This window comes from Nostoc sp. (genome assembly GCF_036917555.1).
Taxonomy (GTDB): Bacteria; Cyanobacteriota; Cyanobacteriia; order Cyanobacteriales; family Nostocaceae; genus Nostoc.
On sequence record NZ_JBALDD010000028.1, the window covers coordinates 42,882 to 67,698 of the forward strand.

General features: G+C 40.4%; 20 protein-coding genes and 1 pseudogene. 10 read left to right on the top strand and 11 right to left on the bottom strand.

Annotated elements, in window-relative coordinates:
- The first annotated feature begins 104 nt into the window (after nucleotides 1–104).
- Nucleotides 105–1,073, top strand: a complete 969-nt coding sequence (locus tag V7K60_RS12960; protein WP_334926063.1) for a threo-3-hydroxy-L-aspartate ammonia-lyase — start codon at nucleotides 105–107, stop codon at nucleotides 1,071–1,073.
- A gap of 87 nt (nucleotides 1,074–1,160) precedes the next feature.
- On the opposite strand, the gene V7K60_RS12965 is transcribed toward V7K60_RS12960, so the two are convergent.
- Nucleotides 1,161–1,850 carry a hypothetical protein gene (locus tag V7K60_RS12965; RefSeq protein ID WP_334926065.1) on the bottom strand — a complete coding sequence of 230 codons (690 nt, stop codon included), beginning with the start codon at nucleotides 1,848–1,850 and terminating at the stop codon, nucleotides 1,161–1,163.
- A 528-nt stretch (nucleotides 1,851–2,378) separates the two neighbouring features.
- On the opposite strand from V7K60_RS12965, the gene V7K60_RS12970 reads away from it, so the two are divergent.
- The 5 genes from V7K60_RS12970 to V7K60_RS12990 all read left to right on the top strand — a co-directional run bounded on the left by V7K60_RS12970 (nucleotide 2,379) and on the right by V7K60_RS12990 (nucleotide 7,960).
- Nucleotides 2,379–2,501, top strand: a complete 123-nt coding sequence (locus V7K60_RS12970; protein ID WP_334926067.1) for a hypothetical protein — start codon at nucleotides 2,379–2,381, stop codon at nucleotides 2,499–2,501.
- A 93-nt stretch (nucleotides 2,502–2,594) separates the two neighbouring features.
- Nucleotides 2,595–3,911: an amino acid permease gene (locus tag V7K60_RS12975; RefSeq protein WP_334926068.1), complete on the top strand. Its 1,317-nt coding sequence runs from the start codon at nucleotides 2,595–2,597 to the stop codon at nucleotides 3,909–3,911.
- Between the two features lie 68 nt (nucleotides 3,912–3,979).
- On the top strand, nucleotides 3,980–4,525 hold the full coding sequence (locus V7K60_RS12980) for an RNA 2'-phosphotransferase (protein ID WP_334926069.1): 546 nt from the start codon (nucleotides 3,980–3,982) through the stop codon (nucleotides 4,523–4,525).
- 317 nt (nucleotides 4,526–4,842) lie between these two features.
- Entirely contained in the window at nucleotides 4,843–6,060 is a 1,218-nt protein-coding gene (locus tag V7K60_RS12985; RefSeq protein ID WP_334926070.1) for a lipid-A-disaccharide synthase-related protein, read from the top strand.
- A gap of 163 nt (nucleotides 6,061–6,223) precedes the next feature.
- The gene (locus V7K60_RS12990) at nucleotides 6,224–7,960 is read left to right on the top strand and encodes an ABC transporter ATP-binding protein (protein WP_334926071.1); all 1,737 of its coding nucleotides are present in this window, start codon (nucleotides 6,224–6,226) and stop codon (nucleotides 7,958–7,960) included.
- Nucleotides 7,961–8,019: 59 nt separating this feature from the next.
- On the opposite strand, the gene V7K60_RS12995 is transcribed toward V7K60_RS12990, so the two are convergent.
- The gene (locus V7K60_RS12995) at nucleotides 8,020–9,228 is read right to left on the bottom strand and encodes a NupC/NupG family nucleoside CNT transporter (RefSeq protein WP_334926072.1); all 1,209 of its coding nucleotides are present in this window, start codon (nucleotides 9,226–9,228) and stop codon (nucleotides 8,020–8,022) included.
- A 235-nt stretch (nucleotides 9,229–9,463) separates the two neighbouring features.
- Between V7K60_RS12995 and V7K60_RS13000 the strand changes: the two genes are divergently transcribed.
- Nucleotides 9,464–10,105: a hypothetical protein gene (locus V7K60_RS13000; protein WP_334926074.1), complete on the top strand. Its 642-nt coding sequence runs from the start codon at nucleotides 9,464–9,466 to the stop codon at nucleotides 10,103–10,105.
- Between the two features lie 196 nt (nucleotides 10,106–10,301).
- Here the strand turns inward: V7K60_RS13000 and V7K60_RS13005 are convergent, their stop codons facing one another.
- Together V7K60_RS13005 and V7K60_RS13010 are read right to left on the bottom strand one after the other, a co-directional pair.
- Nucleotides 10,302–11,633 (bottom strand): serpin family protein, encoded by a 1,332-nt coding sequence (locus V7K60_RS13005; protein ID WP_334926076.1) that lies wholly within the window; start codon nucleotides 11,631–11,633, stop codon nucleotides 10,302–10,304.
- 399 nt (nucleotides 11,634–12,032) lie between these two features.
- Nucleotides 12,033–13,628, bottom strand: coding sequence for a S8 family serine peptidase (locus tag V7K60_RS13010; RefSeq protein ID WP_334926077.1), 1,596 nt, complete (start codon nucleotides 13,626–13,628; stop codon nucleotides 12,033–12,035).
- Nucleotides 13,629–13,836: 208 nt separating this feature from the next.
- Between V7K60_RS13010 and rpe the strand changes: the two genes are divergently transcribed.
- The gene (gene rpe, locus V7K60_RS13015; protein ID WP_334926079.1) at nucleotides 13,837–14,544 is read left to right on the top strand and encodes a ribulose-phosphate 3-epimerase; all 708 of its coding nucleotides are present in this window, start codon (nucleotides 13,837–13,839) and stop codon (nucleotides 14,542–14,544) included.
- Nucleotides 14,545–15,412: 868 nt separating this feature from the next.
- Here rpe and V7K60_RS13020 read toward each other — a convergent pair.
- Nucleotides 15,413–15,883, bottom strand: coding sequence for a HetP family heterocyst commitment protein (locus V7K60_RS13020; protein WP_334926106.1), 471 nt, complete (start codon nucleotides 15,881–15,883; stop codon nucleotides 15,413–15,415).
- 1,609 nt (nucleotides 15,884–17,492) lie between these two features.
- Between V7K60_RS13020 and V7K60_RS13025 the strand changes: the two genes are divergently transcribed.
- The gene (locus V7K60_RS13025) at nucleotides 17,493–18,101 is read left to right on the top strand and encodes a Uma2 family endonuclease (protein ID WP_334926080.1); all 609 of its coding nucleotides are present in this window, start codon (nucleotides 17,493–17,495) and stop codon (nucleotides 18,099–18,101) included.
- A 146-nt stretch (nucleotides 18,102–18,247) separates the two neighbouring features.
- Here the strand turns inward: V7K60_RS13025 and urtD are convergent, their stop codons facing one another.
- The 5 genes from urtD to V7K60_RS13050 form a co-directional block, all read right to left on the bottom strand.
- Nucleotides 18,248–18,994 (bottom strand): urea ABC transporter ATP-binding protein UrtD, encoded by a 747-nt coding sequence (gene urtD / locus V7K60_RS13030; protein WP_334926082.1) that lies wholly within the window; start codon nucleotides 18,992–18,994, stop codon nucleotides 18,248–18,250.
- Nucleotides 18,969–20,084, bottom strand: coding sequence for an urea ABC transporter permease subunit UrtC (gene urtC, locus V7K60_RS13035; protein ID WP_334926084.1), 1,116 nt, complete (start codon nucleotides 20,082–20,084; stop codon nucleotides 18,969–18,971). The genes urtD and urtC overlap by 26 nt, the downstream gene beginning before the upstream one ends.
- A 27-nt stretch (nucleotides 20,085–20,111) precedes the next feature.
- Complete coding sequence (locus V7K60_RS13040) at nucleotides 20,112–21,272, bottom strand: ABC transporter permease subunit (protein ID WP_334926086.1); 1,161 nt, start codon at nucleotides 21,270–21,272, stop codon at nucleotides 20,112–20,114.
- Between the two features lie 105 nt (nucleotides 21,273–21,377).
- Entirely contained in the window at nucleotides 21,378–22,694 is a 1,317-nt protein-coding gene (gene urtA / locus V7K60_RS13045) for an urea ABC transporter substrate-binding protein (RefSeq protein WP_334926088.1), read from the bottom strand.
- 353 nt (nucleotides 22,695–23,047) lie between these two features.
- Complete coding sequence (locus V7K60_RS13050) at nucleotides 23,048–23,470, bottom strand: ester cyclase (protein ID WP_334926090.1); 423 nt, start codon at nucleotides 23,468–23,470, stop codon at nucleotides 23,048–23,050.
- A gap of 190 nt (nucleotides 23,471–23,660) precedes the next feature.
- On the opposite strand from V7K60_RS13050, the pseudogene V7K60_RS13055 reads away from it, so the two are divergent.
- Nucleotides 23,661–23,795 (top strand): annotated as a pseudogene (locus tag V7K60_RS13055) (IS701 family transposase); the annotation flags it as partial.
- 3 nt (nucleotides 23,796–23,798) lie between these two features.
- On the opposite strand, the gene V7K60_RS13060 reads toward V7K60_RS13055, so the two are convergent.
- Nucleotides 23,799–24,701: a LysR family transcriptional regulator gene (locus V7K60_RS13060; RefSeq protein WP_334926092.1), complete on the bottom strand. Its 903-nt coding sequence runs from the start codon at nucleotides 24,699–24,701 to the stop codon at nucleotides 23,799–23,801.
- Nucleotides 24,702–24,817 lie beyond the last annotated feature (116 nt).

Genomic DNA, 24,817 nt, shown 5'->3' on the forward strand with positions numbered 1-24,817 from the left:
TGCTATCCACCTGAAACAAATATGCTTCAATCAAGCATATTAAACGCAAATATAAAAAACTGTATCTATATAAACAAGAGCAAGAATATTTAATAACCTCATCAATGGCACAGTATCATTCCGTTAATATAACTGACGTGCAAGCAGCACAAGAGCGAATTTTGGGGATTGCCTACTGCACACCCGTGCTGACTTCTAGAATCGTTAACGATCGCACCAATAGCCAAGTGTTTTTTAAGTGCGAAAACTTTCAACGCACAGGGGCATTTAAATTTAGAGGGGCGTACAATGCCCTAGCCCAACTATCGGTAGCAGAAAAACAAACAGGTGTTATCACTTATTCATCGGGAAATCATGCCCAAGCGATCGCTTTAGCTGGACAACTACTAAATATTCCTACCACTATTGTCATGCCTGATGATGCACCTGTTGTCAAACAAACTGCTACTCGTGGTTATGGCGCAGAGATAATTTTGTACAATCGCCAAGAAACAAACCGGGAAGAATTAGCTCAAAATTTAGCAGATAATCGCTCTTTGACACTCATTCCCCCTTACGATCATCCCCATGTAATCGCTGGACAGGGGACAACTGCTTTAGAACTGATCCAAGAAGTTGGTGAATTGGACTTACTGTTAGTTTGTTGTGGCGGTGGCGGATTACTTTCAGGGTGTGCGATCGCAGCCAAAGCACTTCTACCCAATTGTAAAGTAATCGGGGTAGAGCCAGCCCTTGCCGACGATGCTACCCGCTCCTTTTACACCAAAACTCTGCAAACAGTCAAAAATCCTAATACCATCGCCGATGGTGCGCGGACTCCTAGCCTTGGTCAAATTACTTTCCCCTTAGTGCTGCATTACGTTGATGATATGGTGACGGTATCTGAAGAAGCGATTCTTCGCACCATGTTTTTCTTGTGGGAACGTCTGAAAATTGTAGTTGAACCCACTGGGGTATTAGCTGCTACTGCTTTACTCGAAGGTGTAGTGAAAGCACCAGAGGCGAGAATTGGTATCATCATCAGTGGTGGAAATGTAGATTTGGCGCAAGTTTGTAAATTATTTTCTCTGTAGGATTGTAATTAAAAACATCGTTTGCAGGTTCAGTATGTATGGTTCTGCCGTGAATTTGATAGGCGGGGCTTCTAAATAGTCCCATATTTAATTGATTATCCTGGATAAAGAACTTTTTTTATAGCGTCGGCTAATTACTAAACTTGCTCCAATTAAACCGACACCAATTAAACTTGTAGTCGCCGTTGGTTCTGGAACCTCTTGAGGAGTTTGCAAGGTGAAATTCAGTTTAGCTAAACCTTGAGAAGGGGTTCCAGAGAGATTAAGTTGGTCTTGTTCAGTAAAAGTGATTGTGCCTGTAGCATTTTGGAATAAACCTGTTCCCCCAAAGATGGTAATAGTACCACCACCTTTGATAAAGCCTTCGGCAAAATTAATTTCAGCGCTGTCACTTGCTTTGCCAAATAATTCATTAGCACCACCATAATACCTGTCAGAAAATGCAGGTTCACCCTCTAAACCAAACACGCTTGGGTTTGAGTTAAAGGTATATTTATTAATCGATGGATTTTCAATAGGTTCAAGTTTGCCATAGTCATCACTAAGAAAAAAATCCAACCCATAAGGAGCAGGTTTGGTACTTTCACCTTTGATAGTTGCTCTAATAATTCCTAAGTCTGGTCTGAAGGTTGGGTCAAAAGTGACAAATGTCTTGTAGTCAACACTAAACGTATAATTATTATAATTATCTTGTGCTTTTGCACTTTGCATATTTGAGCCTAAACTGACTATAGTTAAGGTCGCAGAAATCAGCCAGCCTATACGTGAACCAAACATAGTTGTCCTTTTTTGATTAAAATAACAAAGTTACCTAATGTAAAAATTCGGTTTAACTTTTAAAAAAATATAAGTATCTTATGGTGGGTAATACCCTGAAAACCTTGAGATGGTGGGTATTGCCACCCTACAAGCAAGTTAGAAAGTATAGATTTATTTGATAAAGAGTTTCTAATATTGATTAAAGAAATTTTATACAATATTAGTTAATACACTTTTTTAATAACTCCTAAAAATTAGTATAAATTTATTTATTTACGACTTCAATGATTTATTTTTTGATATTGAATGAATTATTTTTCTATCTAGTTGCATAAAATATTAGAGAAATGGTGATAAGAGGGTGTTTGAAAAGTTTTGAGGAGTCAACTTTTATGCCAGTCGCCTCACTGTAAGACGGATCGTGGCAAGGTAGATAAAGGTTTCTGATGTTTCGGGGATGTTTCGGGCAATAACTTATAGTCTCTGACGAATCGACGACACCCCATCAGCTTTCTCCTAAGTGCGCTCGACTACAAGGGAGTTTTTTTGAGCAACACAAATACCTTGGTTTGCTCTGGTCGCAGAACCACTGTACAATCCAACGGCACTCACTACCCACTGCATGAATGGCTCACAGTCATTGCCGCCATCAACGAGCGAGGGTTTTAAAACGAGATACCGATCAGGGTTTTCGTAAAGAATATTTACATATTATTTACATGTGTTAATATTAACTTTTTGGTTTAAGTGCGGATATTCAGCATGGTTCCCATAAAGACCGTTCTAAAAAATTCAGAGCAAGTCACTCGGTTATTTTCTCATCTCGAATTTGATGGAAACAAACTCAATCATCAACCGGGTAGTGTATTAGGGAGTACTGCATTGATTGCAGGAACCACCGTTGGGGCTGGGATTCTCGCTCTACCAGCCGTTACCCTGCCATCTGGTATTGTGCCATCCACATCTGGACTAATTGCTGTTTGGCTCTACGCTTTAGTTTCGGGGTTATTGGTTGCAGAAGTTACCTTAAACACGATGCGAACAGAAGGGCATCCGAATATAGGTTTTTTGGGAGTTGTTGAGAAAATCCTTGGTAAGCTGGGAGCGCGAATTGCTGGCGGTGCATATTTATTCATGCACTATGCTCTGTTGGTGGCATACATCACTGAAGGCGGCGAGATTTTAGGAACGGCGGCGGCAAAAGTCTGGGGTATGCAGATATTGCCTACGTGGGTGGGCACAATGGCTTTCACACTCTTATTTGGCGGCATTATGTATCTTGGGCGAGAAAAATTTATTGAGAAATTAAACAGCGCCTTTGTCGGAATTGTCATTGTTTCCTTCTTAGGACTATTATTTCTGGGAGGAAGGCATATTCAGAGTGCCCAACTATTATTTCAAAACTGGAGTGCCCTCGGCAGTGCCATTTCAGTGATGTCTGTGGCACTGTTTTTCCAAAACGTTGTGCCGCTAATTGTGACGCAACTCGAAGGGGATGCCCACAAAATTCGTCAGTCCATCTTTATTGGTTCTGTGATTCCTCTAATTATGTTCTTGGCATGGAATGCCGTAATTTTAGGAAGTGTCAGTCCCGATATGCTACATAGCACTTCTGATGGTACAAGTGTTTTTGATCCACTACAAATTCTCCGAGGAGGTAGTGCGGGGCAATGGTTAGGAGTGCTAGTATCCATTTTTTCAGAGTTTGCGATCGTCACTTCATTCATTGGATTTGTGTACGGGTTGCTGGATTTGTTTAAAGATATTTTCCTACCTGCACAGTGGCAACTTTCTAGCCGCTTACCCCTCTATTCGCTGGTTCTTTTCCCTCCGATGACTCTCGGAACGCTTAACCCCAGCATCTTTTTTACTGCCCTAGATTACACTGGAACATTTAGTGTTTCAGTTCTAGGTGGAATTATTCCGGCATTAATGAGTTGGAAACAACGTCAAGAACAAGAAAACTCAAATAGCACAAATCAATCACTCGTTCCTGGCGGGAAGTTGACACTTATTGTGATAATTGGAGTGGCATTAGCCATGATAGGAAGACAAATTCTGTCAATTTACACAAAATAAAACCATCAATAAAAGTATTGTGCTACATACAACTATAATTGTAGTATAGATATGCTAACCACAATCCAATGAGTGATTCTCGACTCGTCAAAATCAGCAAATATCTCAGCAAATATCTACGTCATACACCAGATGCCATTGGAATTAAACTTTCTCCTGGTGGTTGGGTTGCTGTTGATAACTTACTTACCGCTTGTGCTCAAAACAAGTTTCCGATTACCCGCCAGGAATTACAGGTGGTAGTTGAATTCAACGAGAAACAACGCTTTTCTTTTGATTCTACAGGTAATCTGATTCGTGCGAACCAAGGACATAGTGTAAAAGTCGATTTACATTTAGAAGCTGTTGTTCCTCCAGATCAGCTTTATCACGGCACGGGACGCAAATCTGTAGAGTTAATTCTGCAAACAGGACTTTGCAAAATGTCGCGACATCATGTCCATTTATCAAAGGATATAGAAACAGCACAAACTGTTGGTGCCAGGCATGGAAAACCAGTGGTTTTTGCTGTCAATACTGCGGCAATGCATCAGGCAGGTTACATCTTCTATTGTTCTGCTAATGGTGTTTGGTTAGTCGAATGTGTACCACCTGAGTATCTACAAAAAATTTGAATTTTAAAAAAACAGAATATTGAAATGATATTTGCAAAGAAGTTGCAACAATTACTGCATATTGGAATTGAACTCAGATCAATGTACTCATAGCACTTGTACTCCTAATACTGTATTCTCTGATAGATTAGCGTTTGCAAAAACAGGGATTAGCAGTAATTCCATTCCGGTTTGCACCTGAAAAAGTAACTTTGTAGATTTGTCTATAAAATTACAAACTCTCAAGAGTAAAAATACTATCAATCTCTTAGCCTACTCACCCAATGTAGGTTAAAAATCTCACTAAACAAGCATTTTAGACCTATCCAAACCCCAAGATGCCTTCTAAGCAAATCTTGTTTATCAGTAACGGCCATGGAGAGGACAACCATACCTCTCATGTTATTCAGACCCTGCGCCAATTGTGTCCTTCTATTGAGATGGCGGCAATGCCGATTGTGGGGGAAGGAAAAGCTTACCGCAGCTTGGATATTCCCATTATTGGGCCCACACAAACAATGCCCTCTGGGGGATTCTTTTACATGAAGCGCCTCTACTTGCTCAAAGATTTTCAATCGGGATTGATTGGATTAACGTGGCGACAGTTACAAGCGGTGTTACAGTATGCTCCCAACTGCGATTTAATTATGTCTACTGGGGATTTTGTTTCCCAGACATTTGCTTACTTAACAAAGCGCCCCTTCGTCTCCTTTATCTCTTGTCTTTCTGCCCTCTACGAAGGGCGGTTACGACTCAATCCGCTTCTGTGGCACGACCTTAATTCTTCCAGATGTCTGGCAGTTTTCACCAAGGATTCCCATACGGCTTATGACCTCCAACGGCAAGGTTTAACTAAAGCTCAGTGTGCTGGCATTCCGGCTTTAGATTGGCTCGTCCCTACTGGCAAAGACTTGCACCTGAAGCCGGACGAAAGAGCGATCGCTCTCCTACCAGGGTCACGGATGCCTGAAGCTGCGCGAAATTTTTGTTTGCAGTTGCAACTGGTAGTAGAAATCGCCAAGGTGATGCCTGAGTCAAGATTACAATTTCGTGCAGCCTTGATACCGAGTTTGATGGCGCAATTAGACGACATTGCTAAAAGTCAAGGTTGGCAACTGAATCAAGGCATACTCACCTATTCTCCTCCAGGAAATTCTGCTGAGAAATCACCGCTTGTAGAAGTGAGATGTTATTCAGATGCCTTCAGTGACATCCTATGTTACTCTACTCTCGTTATTGGTATGGCAGGTTTGGCAGTGGAGGAAGCTGTAGCGATCGGGAAACCTATCATCCAGATTCCCGGAGAGGGCCCTCAATTTACCTATCAATTTGCAGAAGCGCAAACGCGGCTGTTGGGCAGAAATGCCCAAACCATCGGCACTAAGCCAGCAACCCCTGAGATTCTCAAGCAAGCAGCTAAACGAGTAGTTGAAACTTTAGAAGATTCAGACTACCTCGCTAAGTGCAAAGAAAATGGCCCTGAGCGATTTGGCCCACCCGGCGCATCTGAGAGAATTGCCCGCTTTCTACTAAACTCTCTAGGAGAAACTGAGTAGAAATTGCGCCAGAATTCAGGAGTCAGCATGGTTGGGTAACATGGTGTGGTAGGCTAACGCCTTAATGCACCTCAATTCTGACCGGAGGCGGAACGTCTCCGGCTCCGCTCCTGAATTCTAAATTCTGACTCCTAACTCCTGACTCCTGAATTCTTACTTACCTATGAAAGTCCGCTCTAGTTACTGGCAACTGTTGCCTTATCTGTGGCCCCAATGGCCGCTGTTAATTCGGGGATTAGCTTGTATCTTAGGATTTGTGTTATTCACCCTAGCAGTGCCCTATTTAGCAGGTCAGGTCTCTTTTTATCTTGGTCAGGGAAATGTTAACCAGATTGCCTACTGGCTCGGACTAGCCACTTTAGTATTTTTGGTTCGAGGGCTTTGTCAATACGGGCAGAATGTCTTTATGATCGCTGCTGCTCTGAACATGGTTTTAAACTTGCGTAAGCGCGTTTATGCTCACCTGCACAAACTTGGATTAGATTACTTTGAAACCACACAGACGGGAGACTTGACTTATCGCCTGACTGAAGATATTGATCGCGTCGGCGAGATTGTGGACAAGTTATCGCATCAGTTTCTTTCCAATTTGTTGCAGTTAATTGCAATTCCCATTTACATGCTCTACCTGAATTGGCCACTCACCCTTGCAGGTTTGATTTTGGCTCCTTTAATGGCTTGGTTGATCGGGCAATTTGGTCAGCGATTACTCGTGCTATCTCGCCAGAGCCAAAATCAGGTTTCCAATTTGTCAGCGATGCTAACTGAAGTATTTAGCGGGATTCGCGTTATTCAGGCTTTTGCAGCCCAAGAATATGAAGTGAAGCGATTCAATCAAGAAGCAGAAATCAATCGCCAAGCTAAGTATCGCGCTCTACAACTCAAATCCATTCAGTTTCCCGTTGTCGGTTTTTTGGAAGCAGTTAGTATTATACTGCTGTTTTTATTAGGAGGATGGCAGATTTCTCAAAATCAGCTGACAGCTCAAGGGTTTATCAGTTTCTTAGCTGCTGTGGCTATACTGATTCAGCCAATCGACATGATGATTAGCAATTACAACGAGTACAAACAGACCGAAGCTTCTGTTGAACGCATCTTTGAACTGATGGCGAAGGAACCTAGTATCAGCGAAAAATCGAATGCTCAGGCAATGCCACGAGTTATGGGCAAGGTAGAGTATCGTCATGTCAATTTCGCCTACAATCCCGATCAGCCAGTTCTTAAGGATCTCTGCTTAGACGCTTCTCCTGGTGATGTCATTGCCTTGGTTGGTTCTTCTGGAGCAGGCAAATCGACGTTAATTAACCTTTTACTTCGCTTTTATGACCCTCAGAGGGGTCAAATTCTGGTCGATGATATTGATATCCGTGATGTCACACTTACCAGCTTGCGCCATCAAATTGGCATTGTTCCCCAAGATGTTACCCTTTTTTCGGGAACGATCGCTGAAAATATCGGTTACGGTCAGGAAAAATTAGATTTAGCCGCGATTCAGTCAGCAGCAAAAATTGCCAACGCTCACTCTTTTATCACCCAGTTTTCCCAGGGTTATCAGACCTGGGTGGGAGAGCGTGGAGTTAACCTATCGGGAGGACAACGCCAAAGATTAGCGATCGCCAGAGCAGTTGCCAACGATCCTCGAATTCTCATCCTAGATGAGGCCACCTCTGCCCTCGATTCTGAATCAGAAGCACTAGTTCAAGAAGCACTAGAACGAGTGATGCAAAACCGTACCGTGTTTATTATCGCCCATCGCTTGAGCAGCGTTCGTCGGGCTGACTGCATTCTCGTAATAGAACAAGGACAAGTAGTTGAAGCTGGTACTCACACCTCACTTCTGTCTCAGGAAGGACGGTATGCCCGTTTTTACGCCCAACAGTTCTACTCTACAGATGAGTAGGGGATTGCCAAACTGTCGGTTCGCTCATTTGATAAAATCTGTATTTAGAAAATTCTTCTTCATATCAACACCCCAGCAATACAAGCGGTGATAAAACCCGCTAACAATCCGCCAATCATTGACCTTACACCCATACGAGCTAAGTCATGCTGGCGATTAGGTGCTATTCCCGCAATGCCGCCAATGGTTATGCCAATTGAACCTATATTTGCAAAATTACATAATGCGTAAGTCGCAATAATTACTGCACGTTGGGAGATTTTTCCACTTTCAATTAGTGCCTTCAAATCCAAAAAAGCAATAAACTCATTCAAAATTGTTTTTGTACCCAATAAAGCCCCAACTTGCCGACAATCAGCCCAAGGTACGCCCATCAGCCAAGCTACGGGAGCCATGAGAAAAGACAAAATCCACTGTAATGAGAGTTGCTGTAAGCCCACAAATGCCCCTAACCATCCTAAAAGTGCATTCAGGGCAGCCAATAATCCTAAAAAGGCGATAATCATCACCCCAACATTAACTGCTAGCTTCACGCCGTCAATTGCTCCAGTAGTAGCAGCATCAATTACATTTACATAATTAGTTTCTACATACGCTTTTGCTTTGCCAGCCGTCTCTGATACTTCTGTTTCTGGGTAAAGTAATTTTGATACCACCAACGAAGTGGGAGCAGTCATAAAGAAAGCAGCAATTAGGTGTTCTGCTGGGATGCCAAAGGAAAGATATGCTCCTAGTACTCCAGCCGCAATTGTGGCAAAACCACCCGTCATCACAGCATGAAGTTCCGATTGCGTCATCTTTGCTATATAAGGTTTAACCATCAGCGCCGACTCTGTTGGCCCCAGAAAGATATTACCTGCACAGGATAAAGATTCAGAACCCGATGTTTTCATCGTCTTGATCATTACCCACGCCATCACGTTTACGACTCGCTGTAAAATGCCGTAGTAATACAAGACACTGATGAAGGCAGAGAAAAAGATAATTGTCGGCAGCACTTGGAAGGCAAAGAAATGATCCTTAAAATTTTCTCCAAAGACAAATTTGGCACCAACATCAGAAAATGCTAAAAATTGGCTGACAATATCTCCCAGAGATTTAAACACATTTAAACCCCAAGGAGTTTTAAGAATCACTAGTGCAAACACAAATTCCAATCCCAAACCCCACGCCACTATTCGCCAACGCACCGCACGACGATTAACAGAAAAGGCGTAGGATATACTGATAAAAACTAAAATTCCCAACGCAGAAATGGCATGTTCCATGATTACTCCCGGAAATGTATCACTAAGGCACTTAGTCAAAGAGCATACACAAAAATTCACCTTTTTTGTGGCTTTTTAGTCAATTATTAGGCCGATGAATATTTTTTATATCTGCAATCATAGTCATTTATAATTATGATTTAAAGGATACAATTGCTGTTAAGTATGTCTTGCTAAAAATATAGAACAGAAGCTAAAGTAATATTTATTCACTACCTTTGTTTGAGCTTGATTTATGAATTATCCGATCGCATTAAAAGGATTTTACAGAACCATGCCAATTAAAAAACATATTAATCTTAATCAAGGATGTTTCCTTAATCCCACAAATAAACAGATAGTTGTCAATTTAGCCAGTGAAGATATTTTAAATTTAATCACGCAAGAATTAAAAACTCGTTACTCCCCAGAAACTCAAAAAAACCTCCTTGAGGAGAGTTCAAAGCTATTACCTAATTTTGTATTTCAAGAATTATTACAACGCCAACAGCAGGTAGTAGATATTAATCCAGATAGTTTAATGGTCGTTAGCTGTCAGATAGCAGAGGCAGAAGTCGATGATTTGGGATTTGATTTAAATGTTGAAGTATATTTTGTAGTTGGAGATGCAAAAGGTCAAAACCATTTTCGGGCTAATCAAATAGTCCTTTGGTCGAATATATGGGGTGATGAAGAACAGCCTTTTGATTTAGAAGATGAACTAGGTGAACAATTCTGGACAAGTTATCAAATTCAGTTGCTTTTTGATGAAAAAGAGCAGCAAACAATTGAACTGGAACTATCACAAACAGATGATTATGCCGCGAGGTTAGAATTTTCCCCATCACTAAAAAGATTTTCACCATCCATAGTTCCCTTTACGGATAATGACTTCTAAAAAGTATTATCCGCATATAGTGAATGCAAATTAATCATTTACAGCAGAATTCAGGAATAAAACACGCTTTATACCTGGGTAACAGACTTAGCTTGTGTACCTCACTTTCCTTGAAATCTGCTGTATATTCACTGAGGATTTTATTTTTTGGAAGTTCCTGATTAAAAAGATAAAGTCTTCAATCCCTCTTACCTCCTCATTGTGGTTCGATAATTGAACCCATAAACAAAATGTTTCCCGTCTGATTATCTCTAATGGCACAGAAGAAGGGACGATCAACAATCATTCGGAATGGTTCTGGTTCTTGTCTCAAAGATGTTGCTACTATTCCCACTGAAGTAGCAGCAGCCGCTTCGGTGCCTTCTTCATTTACTTCAACAAAAGTTTTATGCTTAACTTGGCTAATGGTAAAGTTTTTACCCATGCCAGAAAAATTGGCTTTGTTGCTGAAAGCCTCCCCCATACCTAAAGTTTTTAAAGCATCATTGAGTGTAATATCGTAATCTGTTTTGAAACGGGGTAGGCGAATAAACCCTTTTTGATTGTTGAACTGAGTCATCCATTTTTCCCAGTTCTCAACATTCAAGTTTTGATAAAACGCTTTGAGGTTAGAATTCTTTTTGGGTAAGAATATATAAAAACTTATCTTACCATCTTTTCCATAAGGTAAACTAACTACCTGAAATTTTTCGCTTTCATAGTATCTATAATCACCCTTCTGTGACATCATTGCGTGTTGTTTTTGCCTGCCAGATGTGATGTAAAAAGGGTATGGAGCAGTTTGCTTTTTGTCAAACTCTTTACTCCAATTACCTTTAAAATATATGGCATTAATCAGAAATAACACCTGATCTGGTTCAATTTTTTCAACTATTTTAGTGATTTTACCGTTAGTATTTTCTTTTACCCAGTTATTGATAATACTAGATGCAGCAGCATCTTTAAAGTTTAAATTGCTGACCTTGGCTTGATAGAACTCCTGGGTTCTCTTGAGAAAGTCTGGTGCAAAGCTAATATCTTGATTTGCCCAAAGTGAGTTAGCAATCTTCAATTGCACTTTCGTATCTGAATTGTCTAAAAGCTGTTTTAATACCGCCGCGTAAGAAGAGTTGATTTCTGGTAGATTCATCCCCTGTAATTCCAGGGTTTTTGCCATTGCTTGTTGAGTCGAGCCGCTAGCGCCGTTGTAAGTCATAGCAAGAGCGATCGCAACACTCGAAGGTGAGATAAAAATATTTGTCTCACCCCGATCGTTTTTCAGAACTTCTGAAAATAGTTTGAAGCCAAACTTATTGCTAGACTCAACGATTTTTGTATCAGTGTTGACTGTTTTTTTTTGCAATGGAGTTTCTGGCTGAGGTAAACTAGATTGGGCAAGGGCACTTTTATTACTGTCTACTTGAGAACACCCTAATACACTGAATAGAACAACACTTGCAGCAGCCAGTGCATAACGTCTGCCCAGGCTAACACCGTAACGTCTTTGCAGGAATTTTTCTTTCGCATCACTCAATTTATGGCGATTCATTCTGCTACCTCACTTGCCAAAGATTCCCGATTTGTTCTCAGAGTTGACGCAGATATTGTGTCAATGACTAACTATTGCATTTACTCCAACAGAAAAATGGGACTGTTACAGTTTTCGTAACAGCAAATTAGTAGCTTAGAGGAATTAAACACAACTTGTGGAGTTGCTAATTCCTTATTGAGACGGCCATACAGACGAGTTATAAAAAATTTTTCTTTCTAAGAGTTTTTATCTTTACGTATAAACGTATTGTAAGCTACGTAATTATAAAAGAACTACTTCTGTTAGGTTTTTATAGATCGAATAACGTTTCTCAGAGGCACGAAATCTCGTTCCCATACGGAGCATAGGAACGAGAAAAACGCTGTAATTTTACACAAATATTTGTGCTACCCTATTTCAATTAATAGGTACACTCCACCAAGCTAAACTGTAAGGTTGAGTCGCTTCATTGAGCTTTTGACGAAACTGGACACGGATTTTATAATTTCCAGTAGCAGTAACGGGGCAGAAAATATGTTCTACACTATCAATTTGGCTGATTGAGGAGCAAACAGCACCAGCATCAGAATTTTGAGCATCAGCTTTTACCAAATAGAGGTCAAGATTATTCAAACCGCGATCGCGAAAATTTTCGCCTACGTCATATTGCTGGTTTTTATTTTTATCGTTGAGTTCTACTAATCGATCCCAACTCAGGGTGACAGCAACAAAACTTCCCTGCTTTAACGGTTTTGCTAATATATAGTCAACAGATGCTCCGACATCAACTGTGCGATAATCCCAACCAACAGCTGGCACCGCAGTTGATGCTTGCCATTGACCAGCACTAAACTGTTGATAAGCGCGAAATGCATTCAAATGACCCGCTCCCATTTGGGCATCTAAAGGAATCTTTGGATCTTTATAAGCATCAGAATCTAGCCAGTTTTGATTTTGCTTATCTATTAACGTTCGAGTCATTCCCAACCGTAAGCCATCACCGCTATCTTGGATTTTGTCTGCTGAATTCAGCAATACAGCTTTCATCACTTGATGACGTCGAGCATCAATGCTCCAGTGGGGTTGTTTTGTCCGCATCTGTCGGTCTGCAAGTTCCTGCAACAGAGCAACAGTAGCTGTAACTTGAGGTGCTGCAAAACTTGTACCTGTAACCTTGTTCAATTTGCCATCGGGATTGAGCAAAGGAATATTATTCCCAGGAGCAACTAAACTGATGGCGCGACGCCCATCAAGGTCAAATTCCCTTCCAGCGAGTCTTCCATTCACCCCTTGGTTAACACCCGCCAGATTAGCCACGTCTACTTTGTTAAAAACTCCCCCTCGGCGGGATGAAAAAGCCACGTTTATGCCGTTAAAATTATCTGTAGGAATAGGAATACCGCCTTTCCCCTGGTTGCCAGCGATCGCATACAAAACATCATGAGCGCGACTAGACCAGTCAACACATAAAGTTAGTAAAGCATTGCCGTCTAAAGTAGCTTCCGGTCGAGGATCGCGGCTCAGAGGTTCTCCAAAGCTAAAGTTAATCGCACGGACATCGCCACCATTTTGTAGTGCTATATGCTGTGCCGATAAGCACTCTTCTGGTTGACCCATGTTTTTAGTGGAACCCACCGCCGATGAATACAATCGCGCTCCTGGAGCAACTCCTGGCAAGGCTTTGTCTTGACTCACCATCACACCAGCGACATTGTAGGCGTGGGGGTCAACACCAGTATTAGACTTAGCTGGGCCATTGCGTAAGAAAACTGCAGCTACAGATATAGTACGATTTTTAGACACCGCCTTATCCCACCCAAACATTCCTGGTCGACCAATTTCCACTTGACCAATAGCAATCTTACGGCCGATTAAATTATAAGGAGGTTTGTGTAGCTTTAGAGCATCAATGCCGTTAGTTCCTAGTCCAGATTCTAAAGCTGAAGCAATTACCGGCCCACTCAGACAAGAAGCAGTTAATCCCCAAAATATCCAGGTTAGTTTTTTAGTCATTAGTTATTAGTCATTAGTCATTTGTCATTGGGCATTGGGCATGGTGAAGGGGATAAGGAGAATTGGGGACAAGGGAAAGACTTGTTGCAAGTTCTAAACTTTTGTCACCTGCTCCCCTGCTCCCAAAAAACCGGGATCAAAATTATGAGTCTTGCTCAATGTTTTGTTACAATGCGTACAGACGAGGACGCTTAAAAATCCACTAGCCATGACCCAAAACCTATCTCAAAAGCCCATTGTAATTGCTCCATCTATCCTATCAGCCGATTTTAGTCGTCTGGGTGACGAAATTCGCGCCATAGATGCGGCTGGAGCAGATTGGATTCATGTTGATGTAATGGATGGTCGTTTTGTACCTAATATTACGATAGGCCCTCTGATTGTGGAGGCGATTCGTCCGATTACAACCAAGCCACTAGATGTCCATCTGATGATTGTGGAGCCAGAGAAGTATGTAGAAGATTTTGCTAAGGCGGGTGCCGATCATATCACCGTACACTGCGAACATAATGCTTCTCCACACCTGCACCGCACCTTGGGGCAAATTAAAGAGCTTGGTAAGAAAGCTGGAGTTGTACTTAATCCTGGTAGCCCTCTAGAACTAATTGAATACGTTTTAGATTTGTGCGATTTAGTACTAATTATGAGTGTCAACCCTGGTTTTGGTGGTCAAAGCTTTATCCCTGGTGTGTTACCCAAAATCCGCAAGCTACGCCAAATGTGTGATGAACGTGGTCTTGACCCGTGGGTTGAAGTAGATGGGGGACTGAAGGCAAATAATACCTGGCAAGTTTTAGAAGCGGGAGCCAATGCGATCGTCGCCGGTTCAGCTGTGTTTAACGCAAAAGATTATGCTGAGGCTATTACAGCAATTCGCAATAGCAAGAGTCCTACTCCAGAATTAGCTAAGGTTTAATTCGTTTTTGAATTAACCAATCATTAAACATAGAAGTGAAAAAGAATGTAGAGACGTAGCGGTGCTACGTCTCTACAAGGGTTCTAGATTAATTTCACCCTAATCTTCACAAAATATAAGGTGGGCAAATTGCCTACCTTATTTATTTTTATATACAGATAAAAAACTGGAAGCTATTCAAGTTTTGAACTTCCAGTAGTTATATATAAATTGAAAGTTTAGAAACCAAAGATAATCCAGGTTGGGAGGACTAGGATTACAATAGTCGAAAGAGAAGCGTATGAGCTACTAGTTCTACCAGCCAAGGACAATAATTTCACCGTAACTTTTCTATTTCCGTTCCTGGAATTGATGTTAAGCGTTTGCTTTATTAACTAAAGCAACACCAACCACAGGATAGAAAGTTTTATAAGCATTACTCGCACCGTCTGCAGTCAGTGAAAGCTTTGTAAAATTTGGATTGGGGGAATCCACCTTCCCAAATTCTCTGTGCTCAGACTTCCTCAGAAAAAGAACCACCAGTAGCAACAGTTGGATTATTGGTCTTGGTCTAGGAGTTATTTACTCCATGAAATGCTGACTACTTTTGTAATCAGTTTGATTGATTTCATAGTTAGAACTAATCGTTGATTTTATTTTTTAAATTAACTTGCTTGCCAAATCACCTCTATTTTAGTTTAAGTTGTAGTTGTTATTAGTTTACCAATATCATTAATATATATTTGCCATTTTGGCAGATTTTTGCAAAATACTATTAAATTAATTACTGCTATAGAAAACCTGTCATGCTATAAATTTAAAATTAGCATAACAGGCTTTCAGATAATCAATCAACTTTAGAGCAGAATCTATTGATTCCAAATACTTTTTAATTGAATCCACAGGATTTCAAGGAAATGTCTTGAACATTTTCTGGTTTTAATGGCGATTTGCTTGATTGATGTTCGTTAATTTGCTGTGTCAATCTCTGGTCTAAACTACCAGCACAGATTTCGGCTTTTTGCTTTCTAACTACTTCTAAATAAGCTACGTCTTTAATTTTGTTTAAGCAGCTTGATGACACATTATTATCAGACTGGGAATCATGAGCATGTTTCAGCATTTTTAGATTTTCACTTTGCTGTTGTTTTGTCCTATCTGCTTGAGAGTTCTCTTTGAGCAATCGATTGTAGGTACGATATGGAATGTAATGGAGAGGATTATAACCACCAAATCGCAGCATTAAAACACATGCCCAGGAATACTTTCCAGCAAGAATTGCTTCAACTACTTTGTCAAATTGTTGGGCTTTCACTGTCTTATCTAAGTTACTACTAATACCAGCAATGTCTTGATTCATCATAGTGTTTAGTTATTTTGGGTGAAGTAAACTATTTTCTTCTCTGCGATTGTTGATGTTTCAATTGAGGTGTACAGACTGCACTAGCCTTTTTGCAAATCTTGAATTGCTTGTGGCAAATTATCAGCACTGGAGCGGTGTTTGATGTTTACAAGGGATAAAAATCCATAAATAAATAAATTTTCTTGGTTCACACGCTGATATTTCTTACTACTGTTGAATTAGGCAATTTCCGGGAAGTTTGCATATTTTTTTAGACTAATAGAAAAAATATATTTATCTTTGAGGGTTAACAACACCAGTCGTATTTATACTATTTTTTGTCGTGAATGTCATCTACTAATCTAGTATATTTATAGGTCAAATTTACTGAATATATTCAGATACTTACTTATGTATTGTGCAGCTTTTAGTTTTGTCCCCCTTTGCTAATTCTTGAGGGGTGTTACCCCTCACCCGATATCATTTTAAAACCTTTATTATTGTCGAGTAACTAGAAAACAATACCATTAAATAGAATGTAAAACAACTTGTAAAAATATTAGATAATAGAGAATAAAACCGTTCACAGTTTAGCATTGAACCTATTTTTAAATAAGTTCGATTAGACAATAATACTTATTAGACTTGTCATTATCGGTTTGCAAAAACTACGGCTTTAGCGTATCTAAATATAATGGCTGTCAACCGCTTGTAAATATTTTATAACGTTCAGCTAGTAATCATAAAATAGACCAGTTGTAAAATCAAATTACTGGTTAGTGATAATATAGATAGTTATAACGAGCCTTAGCTGAGTCAAGAAAAAGATCCGCAAATGGATAACTTTACTCAAAACAATGTAGCAGGCTAAGTCTGTACAATATTAGAGAATTTAAGAATAGGTATAAAGCTAATCAATACAAAATATTATTAAGTTGATTCAGCAGTGATTTATATATGTATGAATATCTAACAAATTTATAAAATTGAGATTACAAATGTAGTAGCAATTGGGCTAAATGGTGGTATAAGCTCAAAAATAAATATGCGATCGCCTTTATCTCTCCAGACAACTACACAATGAATTACTTGACAATGAGCTATCCAAGGGTTATAATATGAGTCCACCTTAATAAGACTAGTCCTCACTAATAGCGCTTCACATCCTGCAAGTTTGAGCTGCTTCTACTAAAGGCTGGTGAGATGCACCTATAAGATTTACTGGCGTTAAATTACGCAAGCTGTAGGCGTTTAAGCGTATGCTCCAGTGTTAGCTAATCATTGCTAAACACGCAGCGCACAATCTGATGAACTTTGCTGTTGAGTAAAGGAATAGGCACGTCATAACCTAGCTTTTGATTGTGAACGTCGTCTGGGAACTATTAGCAATATTTATAGCTAAAGTTAGTAATATTTGCATTTTTTGAAACATTAGTCTTAAATTCTCAATGCTTCAACTCTTACCATTACTGAAATTTTCCTTGGCTTCCGGAAACACTCGGAAAATAAAATCGCAAATCTAAACTTTGCTTTTTCAGATGAAGACAGGTTAAATTTGGTAACGTGGCATACGACCGTTCGTAGGGGCGCTGTCATAGGTATCAACTTAAGGTCGAAGGCAAAGCAAATGACCCAAACGACAAAAAACCAAAAACTGCTGACCTTTGAGGAGTATCTTACCTATGATGATGGTACAGACACGCGCTATGAGTTGGTGGATGGAGAACTAGTCGAGATGCCACCAGAAAGTCAGGAAAATAGCAATCTAGCAAGATTTCTATTCGTTGAACTACTAAAATATTTCCCCTTTTATTTAGTTGCTCACAAGGATACAGAAATTGAGGTAGCGGGGCGACGGGCGAGATGTCGTTTACCTGACTTAATGGTTCACACAGAAGAATCTTATGCTGCTCTTATCGGTGCTACTCGTGCCAGCCTCACCCGTGATATGCCGCCGCCTGCACTAGTGATTGAAATTGTTTCTCCGGGAACAGCGAACCGCGTTCGTGATTATCGCTACAAGCGAACGGAGTATGCGGCTAGGGAAATATTGGAGTATTGGATTATTGACGCACAGATGCAACAAATTACGATTTGCCAGTGGGTGGAGGGACAGTATGAAGATAAGGTATTTACAGGTGCGACTTGTATGGAATCAGTAGTAATTGCTGATTGGACGCTAACAGTAGAGCAGGTGTTTAACAGCGCAAACAGATCAGAATCAGCAGGTGAATAGAAAGTGCAATTGAGTTTTTTATTCTTCGTAAGAATTCAGGAGTCAGAATAGTTAAAGAATCAGACGAAGATTTGATAAATGAATATCCCAATTATACTGAAATTCATATAAATTCTGACTTCTGACTCCTGGGTGGTGAATTCTTTTCATTCCTCCGGTTTTCCCAGATATACTTCAATCACACGAGAGTCATTTTGCACTTCCTCAAAATTACCTTCGCACAGCACCGAACCTTCATGTAACACTGTTACTTTCTTGGCAATTTGACGGACAAATTCCATATCATGTTCAATTACTAAAATTGAATGACTCTGTGCTAGTGCTAAAAGTAATTCGCCAATGTTGTAGGTTTCTTCATCTGTTAAACCCGCAACAGGTTCATCAACAAGTAATAAATCTGGAGACTGTGCTACTAACATCCCAATCTCTAAACGTTGCTTTTCTCCGTGAGAAAGTAAAGCGGCTCTGATATCGGCTTTAGGAGTTAAACCGATGGTTTCTAATAATCCTTTAATATTATTCTTTTCAACAGTATTAGAATGTTGAAACAAAGTAGAAAAGACATTTTTATTCTTGTTACTGGTAATTTCTAGATTTTCGCGGGGTGTTAAATTTAAGTAAATTCGAGGTGTTTGAAACTTGCGCCCAATTCCCAATCGGGCAATTTTATGTTCAGGTAAAGAACGCAGATTTCTTCCTTTGAATAAAACTCGCCCAACGGTTGGTTGCACTTTCCCCGTAATCACATCCAGAAATGTTGTCTTTCCCGCACCATTGGGGCCAATTACTACTCGTAATTCACCCACATCCATACTAAAGTTAAGCTGATTTAAAGCCTTAAAACCGTCAAAAGTAACAGTTACGTTTTCAGTTTCCAATATTTTCGCCTTCATGTTGCACTTCCGGGTCTTCTTCCAAGGTGGGATATGTAGCAATTTCTTGACGACGGTGGAAAAGCGAAATATTCTGACTACGCAACCATCCCACGATACCGTCAGGAAGGACTGTGACGACTATCAAAAATAGTGCGCCTTGGAAAAATAGCCAGATTTCGGCAAATTGTTCGCTTAAAAAAGTCCGGGCATAATTTACTAACAAAGTTCCAACAATCGCCCCAATTAAAGTAGCGCGTCCGCCTACTGCTACCCAAATCACCATTTCAATCGAAAAGGCAATATCCATTGCTCTGGGTGAGACAGAACCACTTTGAATGGTGTAAAATGCTCCTGCTATACCTGCGATCGCACCGGAAACTGCAAACACCACCACCTTAAAATCTGTAGGGTCGTAGCCAGAAAATCTTACCCGACTTTCATCATCCCGAATTGCTATCAACAATCTCCCAAAGCGTCCAGTTGTCAACCAGCGACAAATCCCGTAGGTGATTGCGAGAAACACTACCGTCAGCGTGTAGAAAACAAATTGCGTTTTGGCATCGCTGACAGTTGCCCCAAACAAGGTTGTAAAATCTATGAGGCCGTTCGTACCGTTGAATAGTTTTTGCTGACCGTTAAAGAAGTTGAAAAATACAATAGTTCCGGCTTGAGTCAAGATAGAAAAATAAACTCCCTTGAGACGATTTCGGAAAACTAAATATCCCAATAATCCCGCCAATAACCCTGGAATTAGTACCACCAAAGCTATTGTCAAAGGAAAAGAATAAAAAGGTTGCCAAAAGGCGGGAAGTTCTGTAACCCCATAAAGTCCCATGAAATCAGGCAATTCTCCAGTAGGGACTTGGAGTTTCAGGTACATTGCGATCGCATATCCACCCAAACCAAAGAAAATACCATGTCCCAAACTTAATAAACCAGTATAACCCCAAATCAAATCAATACCCAAAGCTGCGATCGCCAGCGACAAAAATCGCCCCAACAAATTCAGGCGAAACTCCGACAGCAGCAGTGGCATAATAATTATAAGGAAGAGTGCGATCGCAATCACCACCCCAACTTCGATTAATAATCCCCCCTTCTTTCTCATTCTCTGTGTCCTCAGCGTCTTGACGGTTTAAACATCAACAGTACGTCCCTTCTGTGGAAAAATCCCTCCAGGCTTCCACTGCAAAAACACAATAATCAGTGCAAATACCATCACCTTGGCCATACTCGTCGTCGCAAAAAAAGTAAACAAATCAGCTAAAGGTTTAACAGGAGTCAACAACAAAGCCAGAGTTCCAGAACCAATTAAAAAATTAGCCGTACCAATACCCAAAGCAGCCACAATCGTTCCAGCTAAATTGCCCACACCTCCAACAACAACAACCATAAAAGTATCAATAATATAGTTTTGTCCCGTATTTGGCCCTACAGAACCAAGCAAACTAATCGCACATCCAGCCACACCAGCTAAACCAGAACCCAGTGCAAAAGTAATCGCGTCAACCTTTTGAGTTGGGATACCCAAACAAGCGCTCATACTCCGGTTTTGCGTCACCGCCCGAATTCTTAAACCCCAGCTAGAACGTTGTAAGAATAAATAAATCCCCGCCACACAGATTATTGTTAAAGCAATAATAAATAATCTGGCAAAGGGCAATTGCACACCATCTAAAGACATCCCAGCTTGTAACCAAGTCGGTGCTGTTACATCTACATTTTGAGCGCCAAACCAAGGTTGAGTTACTGCTAACTGATAAGTTTGACTCAATAAATTGCCCGTTGTGATTGTCACCCCCAGCGATAATAAAAATATCACTGCCACAATCCAGTTACGAACCCTTCCTAAATCAGTGCGGGAATTTAAAATCCATAAACCTCCAAAAAACAGCAGAGAAAATATAGCTATGCCAACTATCAAAACCCAATTCACACTGCGAACAAACTGCTGAAAAATTAAACTTACTCCCCAAGTTGCCAATAGAGTTTCTAATGGGCGTCCATAGAGATAACGAATCACGCCTTTTTCTAGAACTAATCCCACAGCAGCCGTAAATATAAATGCAATAATCAAAGCCAAAAATATATAGACTTCAAACCACACCCCACCCAATTGTTTGCAAACATTTTGCACAACATAAGTTGTATAAGCACCAAACATCATCAATTCACCATGCGCCATATTGATGACACCCATCAATCCAAATATAATCGCCAGTCCCAACGCGGCAATTAATAATACAGCGCCAATACTAATACCATTAAATACAGCTTCTAAGAATCCTGCTAACACTTATTTCTCCACAACAGCTATCAGCTAGTAGTTAGTGTCTCGTGTGCCTCGTTCCCAGTCTGAGACTAGGAACAAGAATATTATGAATTATGAATTCCGAATTATTTAGGTTTTCTTGTACTTACCACCCTTAGCAGGGTCACTCCAATCACAAGCAAATCCTTTAGTTTCTTTGACAAATTGATTCCAAGGAACTGGCTCAACTGTTGTCGGAGTAGCATAGACAATATCAAATAAACCATCTAGCCTTACTTGACCAATTCGCACAATTTTAGATATGTGATGATTAGCACCCATTGTCACTTTACCTTCAGGCGCATCTAGAGTTTGACCATAAGCCGCAGCACTTACCTTAGCTATATCTGTAGTACCAGCTTTTTGTACTGCTTGCTTCCACAAATAAACTGCGATGTAAGCTGCTTCCATTGGATCATTTGTTACCCGATTTTCGCCGTACTCTTTCTTAAAAGCTGCAACAAACTTTTTATTAGCAGGTGTGTCTACTGTTTGGAAGTAATTCCAAGCAGCGTAGTGACCTTTGAGATACTCTACACCAATTGCTTTAACTTCTTCTTCAGCAATACTGACAGACATGGAAGGATATCTTTCTGCTGTCAATCCAGCACCTTTCAATTGTTTGAAGAAAGCAACGTTACTATCACCATTTAGAGTATTATAAATTACACCTCCATTCGGCAAAGCTTGCTTAATTTTAGTGATAATTGGTGTAACTTCTGTGTTACCAAGAGGTAAATAATCTTCACCAACTGTTTTTCCGCCTAAAGCTTCTAGCTGAGCTTTAATGATGGTATTAGCAGTCCGGGGAAAAACGTAGTCAGAGCCAACTAAGAAGAATTCTTTGCCTTTATTTTTTAACAGCCAATCAACAGATGGTTCAATTTGTTGATTTGGTGCAGCGCCAGTGTAGAAAATATTTTTAGAACACTCTTGACCTTCGTATTGCACAGGATACCAGAGCATCTGGTTTTTGCTCTCGAATACTGGCTTAACGTTCTTGCGGCTAGCAGAAGTCCAACAACCAAAGACTACAGCAACTTTATCTTGATCAATTAGCTTGGTTGCCTTTTCCCTAAAAGTATCCCAGTTAGAAGCACCATCTTCGGTAATTGCTTCAATTTGTTTACCTAACACACCACCAGCTGCGTTAATTTCTTTGATTGCTAACTTTTCAGCATCAACAACGCTTTTTTCACTAATAGACATCGTACCACTCAGAGAGTGCAAGATACCTACTTTTATGGTGTCACCAGCAGTAGCCGCCGCTGGTGAAGCAGCAGGAGGCGCGGCTGGACTCTCTGTAACAGTTGGAGAATTATTCGCACAAGCTTTCAAAAAAAAGCTGCTTCCAAAAGTTAAAGAACCGTAAATTATAAACTTGCGTCGGTTAAATTGTCTTTTCATCTTTTTATGAATTTTCCTGTTTTTATAGGAAGCTGACAATATCAATCTTTAAAGTGTGATATTAGTGCGTTAGTTTACTAGTAAAAAGTGACACCTTATACAAAAAAGTTTGTTTTTGTAATAAAAAAGAAACTTTTTAATATGAAGCTTTATAAAGTTAATAAAGATTCTCATATCTATGCAATACGTTATGGAAAAATATAATCTTTCTCTTCCACGAACATCTTTGATTCTAGACAGTTAAAAACTGCTATCTTTGTGCAAAATTATTGTCGATTCTGAATAGATACCTGGTTAATAAAACAATAGTCTTAATCATTAAGTCAGGTTAAAATATTCCACCTACACTGCTATTACTCAGATACTCCTGGTTCAATGCGTGCCCCAAGCTGAAGAACCCGTCCAAGATCATCAGCGTTTCGCCAGGTTTCAATTATCTTTCCGTCGGCAATATAATGAATGAACGTAGCAGTGAATGTCTGTTGACGGCCACGACCTGGTATGCCAAGAAAACTCTCCTGGATGCAGGTATTAGTCGCGCGCACAACAACTTTGTCACCTTCAGCGATTACGTCTTCAATTGTCCATTTCTGTTTGATAGGCCCAAATGAACCAAAGAGTTTGCATACCCCTTCAGGACCAAGGGGAAGCCCTGGTAAACCACCGTGCATTTTCCAAGTCGGGGCGGTTATCTCGCAAATTTCTTCGATCTTATGCTCGCTAATAAGTTTAATCCACCGTTGAGCAATTATTTTGTTGTCCTCAATGGAAGACATTGCTGCTGTTCCTCTACTGAAAATTAGGCGAACTCTAATTATTTATTTAGACAGACAAGATGCACTATTGTCAATTAACCAAGTATGAGATTGAATTAAAATCAGTGCACCACATATCCTTCTTCTGTCACGTTCCGAATATTATAAATAAAAGAATCCAAAGATGAAACTCTACAAGGTAAGTAGGGCAATGGATGTAGAATTACAAATCTTGAGACATTTGGCAAGAGATGCCTACCCAACAGTTGCGCTCGTAGATGGATATTGTGCAGAGTATAAAGACTTATTCAAAGAAGTAAGAAATTATGATTTTAATTTTCTGTATAGTTTATTTTCTGGAAGTCCCTTCGCGCATCTTTTGCTCAAGGAACTCTAGAAAGACCTTGACTTTCGTGGGAATATATTTTCGGCTAGGATAAAGTGCGTTAATTGGGACTGGAGCCAGTGACCATTGAGGCAAGACGTTTACTATATCCCCACCCTGTAACTTCTGCTGAAACAGAAATTCCGGCAGCAGCCCAATTCCTACTCCAGCAACGATTGCTTGATAAATGGGGGCAACGTCATTGCTGAGTAGTCGTGGACGAAAGGAGAGCGTTACTGTTTCTTGCTGTTGATTGTGCAATGTCCAGGTCACATTGTTCTGACGATGAGCCATACAAAGCAGCGCATGACTGGTCAAATCAGCAATTGCTGTTGGTTCGCCAGCGGTTTTGAGATAGGTCGCGCTGGCAAAGAGTTTCATGCGATCTGTGCTAATCCGTCGCACGATCAGGGATGAATCGTGCAATTCCCCAATCCGAATCGCTAGATCGTATCCTTCTTTCACAATATCTTTGTATTCAGTCGTTGCATGGAGAATCACTTGAATATCGGGGTAGGTCAGCAGAAACTCCGGCAAATTTGGTGCGATAATAGACTGCACAAACAACACGGTGGCTGTCACTCGCATAATACCCTGCGGATGCCCCTGTAAGCTAGCGATCGCATCATCACCGTCATGTAACGCATCGAGAATGGGTAAACAGTTTTCGTAATACAGCCGTCCTTCTTCAGTGAGAGAAACCCGCCGCGTGGTGCGATGAAATAATCGGACTTTTAGCCGTTGCTCTAGCTCATTGACCTTCACACTGACGGTAGATTTAGGCAAGTCCAGCGATCGTGCTGCTGCGACAAATCCACCCTGTTCTGCGACTTTGAGAAATACTAAAACAGCATTCAAATCGTCCATAACCTGCACTCACTGCGATGAGAGTATCTGCACTCTGCTATTGTCCAATATTACAAACAATCAATTCATAAAAACCACCTTTATCTATACAAGTTGATTAATCATACTAGGAGATG

Coding starts and splice junctions, on each gene's coding strand:
- V7K60_RS12960 (WP_334926063.1), top strand. CDS start 105: ATGGCACAGTATCATTCCGTTAATATAACTGACGTGCAAGCAGCACAA.
- V7K60_RS12965 (WP_334926065.1), bottom strand. CDS start 1,850: ATGTTTGGTTCACGTATAGGCTGGCTGATTTCTGCGACCTTAACTATA.
- V7K60_RS12975 (WP_334926068.1), top strand. CDS start 2,595: ATGGTTCCCATAAAGACCGTTCTAAAAAATTCAGAGCAAGTCACTCGG.
- V7K60_RS12980 (WP_334926069.1), top strand. CDS start 3,980: ATGAGTGATTCTCGACTCGTCAAAATCAGCAAATATCTCAGCAAATAT.
- V7K60_RS12985 (WP_334926070.1), top strand. CDS start 4,843: ATGCCTTCTAAGCAAATCTTGTTTATCAGTAACGGCCATGGAGAGGAC.
- V7K60_RS12990 (WP_334926071.1), top strand. CDS start 6,224: ATGAAAGTCCGCTCTAGTTACTGGCAACTGTTGCCTTATCTGTGGCCC.
- V7K60_RS12995 (WP_334926072.1), bottom strand. CDS start 9,228: ATGGAACATGCCATTTCTGCGTTGGGAATTTTAGTTTTTATCAGTATA.
- V7K60_RS13000 (WP_334926074.1), top strand. CDS start 9,464: ATGAATTATCCGATCGCATTAAAAGGATTTTACAGAACCATGCCAATT.
- V7K60_RS13005 (WP_334926076.1), bottom strand. CDS start 11,633: ATGAATCGCCATAAATTGAGTGATGCGAAAGAAAAATTCCTGCAAAGA.
- V7K60_RS13010 (WP_334926077.1), bottom strand. CDS start 13,628: ATGACTAAAAAACTAACCTGGATATTTTGGGGATTAACTGCTTCTTGT.
- rpe (WP_334926079.1), top strand. CDS start 13,837: ATGACCCAAAACCTATCTCAAAAGCCCATTGTAATTGCTCCATCTATC.
- V7K60_RS13020 (WP_334926106.1), bottom strand. CDS start 15,883: ATGAATCAAGACATTGCTGGTATTAGTAGTAACTTAGATAAGACAGTG.
- V7K60_RS13025 (WP_334926080.1), top strand. CDS start 17,493: ATGACCCAAACGACAAAAAACCAAAAACTGCTGACCTTTGAGGAGTAT.
- urtD (WP_334926082.1), bottom strand. CDS start 18,994: ATGAAGGCGAAAATATTGGAAACTGAAAACGTAACTGTTACTTTTGAC.
- urtC (WP_334926084.1), bottom strand. CDS start 20,084: ATGAGAAAGAAGGGGGGATTATTAATCGAAGTTGGGGTGGTGATTGCG.
- urtA (WP_334926088.1), bottom strand. CDS start 22,694: ATGAAAAGACAATTTAACCGACGCAAGTTTATAATTTACGGTTCTTTA.
- V7K60_RS13050 (WP_334926090.1), bottom strand. CDS start 23,470: ATGTCTTCCATTGAGGACAACAAAATAATTGCTCAACGGTGGATTAAA.
- V7K60_RS13060 (WP_334926092.1), bottom strand. CDS start 24,701: ATGGACGATTTGAATGCTGTTTTAGTATTTCTCAAAGTCGCAGAACAG.